This is a genomic window from Candidatus Methylomirabilota bacterium (assembly GCA_036005065.1).
In the GTDB taxonomy this organism is placed as follows: Bacteria; Methylomirabilota; Methylomirabilia; order Rokubacteriales; family DASRDR01; genus DASYQW01.
Window position 1 is genome coordinate 1 of the sequence record DASYQW010000015.1, and the last position, 2,472, is coordinate 2,472.

General features: G+C 69.6%; 3 protein-coding genes. 1 reads left to right on the forward strand and 2 read right to left on the reverse strand.

Annotated features, from left to right (window positions below; all coding sequences use genetic code 11):
* Nucleotides 1-15 precede the first annotated feature (15 nt).
* Together VGW35_00855 and VGW35_00860 are read right to left on the reverse strand one after the other, a co-directional pair.
* The gene (locus tag VGW35_00855) at nucleotides 16-279 is read right to left on the reverse strand and encodes a hypothetical protein (GenBank protein ID HEV8306186.1); all 264 of its coding nucleotides are present in this window, start codon (nucleotides 277-279) and stop codon (nucleotides 16-18) included.
* A 20-nt stretch (nucleotides 280-299) separates the two neighbouring features.
* Nucleotides 300-680 (reverse strand): hypothetical protein, encoded by a 381-nt coding sequence (locus VGW35_00860; GenBank protein ID HEV8306187.1) that lies wholly within the window; start codon nucleotides 678-680, stop codon nucleotides 300-302.
* A gap of 89 nt (nucleotides 681-769) precedes the next feature.
* Between VGW35_00860 and polX the strand changes: the two genes are divergently transcribed.
* On the forward strand, nucleotides 770-2,472 hold a 1,703-nt coding region (gene polX, locus VGW35_00865), incomplete at its 3' end, for a DNA polymerase/3'-5' exonuclease PolX (protein HEV8306188.1).

Genomic DNA, 2,472 nt, shown 5'->3' on the forward strand with positions numbered 1-2,472 from the left:
GAAGAGGGCCCCGCCCTAGCTTTCCCCACCACGGGCGCGGAGATAGCTCTCGACCGCCGACAGCGCGCGCGTCTGGTAGTCGAACATCAGCCGGCTCACCTCGGCCCACCGGAGGGCCAGCTCCCCTGCCGCCTTGCTGTAAGCTTCCAGGGCGGCCACCGGGGCCGTCCCGGCGCTCGGCTCGCGGATCGCGCCCGTGAGCGCGTCCAGGGCGTCCTCGCAATTCGTCACCGACACGCCAAAGACCTTCAAGAGCTTGCGGGTCGAGTCCTCCGGCATGTGAGTCCTTCCCCTCCCCCTCAGGTCTCCGGGAGCTCGGGCACCGCCTTCCAGAGCGGCGGTCCCTCGGGCTTGAAGTTCTTGGTACTGACGAAGTGCATTCCGTGGTGAAGATTCAGCTTGAACTTACCCCCGCCGAAGCGCTCGCGCAGGAACGCTTCGGGAGCCTCGAGGAACGGACGCATTTCGTCACCGCCGAGCTTGAGCAACCGCTTGAAGCGGATGGTTCCCATCCAGGGCTCCTGCACGAGAAGCGTACAGGAGAGGTCCGGCCAGAGGCGCGCCAGCTCCGTCAGGATCTCCTGGGGCGTAGGGTTCGCGTTCCCCCGGGCCTCCAGGCACCGGTCCACGTAGGGCTCCAGCAGTCCCCACGCCCACGCGGGAACGGGATCGCCGCTCACTGGGATGCTGTAGCACGTCAGGTGATGGCCGTCAATCGCGGCGACCGCGCGGGGTTCCGTGCCGCCACGACCGTCGGTATCATGAGGTCATGCGGAACTTCGAGATCGCCGCGCTCTTCCACGAGATCGGGGACTTGCTCGAGATCCGGGACGAGAACGTCTTCCGCATCCGGGCCTATCGGCGGGCGGGCCAGTCGCTCGAGAGCCTGGCGGAAGACGTCCTGGCCGCCCTCGACGCCGGCAAGAAGATCCCCGGGATCGGTGCGGACCTGGCCGCGAAGATCCGGGAATACGCGGCGACCGGCAGCCTCGCGTACCTGGAGGAGCTCCGGCAAGGGCTGCCCCGGGGCGTCCGCACGGTCATGTTGCTCCCCGGCATCGGCCCCAAGACGGCGAAGCTCCTCCACGAGAGGCTCGGGATCGACTCCGTCGAGCGCCTCGAGGAGGCCTGCCGGTCGGGCAAGATCCTCGAGGTGCCGGGCATCCGGCAGAAGACCTGTGACAACATCCTGCGCGGGATCGATTCCTGGCGACTCGGCCAGGCGCGGATGCCGCTCGCCAAGGCCCTGGCGCTGGCCGAGGGGCTGGTGCGGGCGCTCGGCCCGGAGCCCGCGGTGCGTCGGATCGAGGTGGCGGGCTCGCTGCGCCGGCGGGTGGAGACCGTCGGCGACATCGACATCCTGGTCACCTCCGATCGCCCCGCCGCCGTCCTCGACCGCTTCGTCGCCCTTCCCCAGGTCGCCGCTGTTCTGGCTCGCGGCGACACGAAGTCCTCGATCCGCCACCGGGAGAACCTCCAGGTCGACCTCCGCGTCGTCGAGCCCGAGGCCTTCGGAGCGGCGCTTCAGTACTTCACCGGCTCGAAGAATCACAACGTCAAGCTCCGCGAGCTGGCCGTTCGGAAGAAGCTCAAGATCAGCGAGTACGGCGTGTTCGACGACCGCGGCCGCCGGGTGGCCGGCCGTACCGAGGAAGAGGTCTACGCGGCCGTCGGGCTGCCGTGGATCCCACCCGAGCTGCGGGAGGATTCGGGCGAGATCGAGGCCGCCCTGGCCGGGGCGCTTCCCCCGCTCCTCGAGGTCGGCCACATCCGGGGGGATCTGCATGCCCACACCGACTGGTCGGACGGACACCACCCGCTGGAGGAGCTGGTGGCGGCGGCCGAGGCCCGCGGGTACGAGTACATCATCGTCTCCGACCACTCGCGCTCGGCGACGATCGCCCGCGGCCTCACCCCGGACCAGGTCGGCGACCAGATCCGGAAGATCCACGCCCTCCAGCCGCAGCACCGGATCCGCATCCTGACCGGGTCGGAATGCGACATCCTGGCCGACGGCTCCCTGGACTTTCCCGACGACGTCCTGAGCCAGCTCGACGTGGTGCTGGCGGCCGTCCACTCGCGGTTCAAGCAGCCCGGGACCGAGATGACAGCCCGGATCTGCCGCGCCCTCGAGAACCCCCACGTGCGGATCCTGGTACACCCGACCGGGCGACTCATCGGCTCCCGGGATCCCTACGACGTCGATCTCGAGCAGGTCTTCGCGGTCGCCCGGCGGCACGGCAAGGCGGTCGAGATCAACTCGTCGCCCTGGCGCCTCGACCTGAAGGACGTCCACGCCCGGCGGGCGCGCGACCTCGGGCTAGAGATCTCCGTCGACACCGATACCCATTATCTGTCCGAGCTGGACAACATCGCCCTCGGCGTGGCCACCGCTCGGCGAGCGTGGATCGGCCCCGACCGCGTCGTCAACGCGCTCCCCTTGCCACGCCTGCTGGAGTGGGCGAGGGCCGG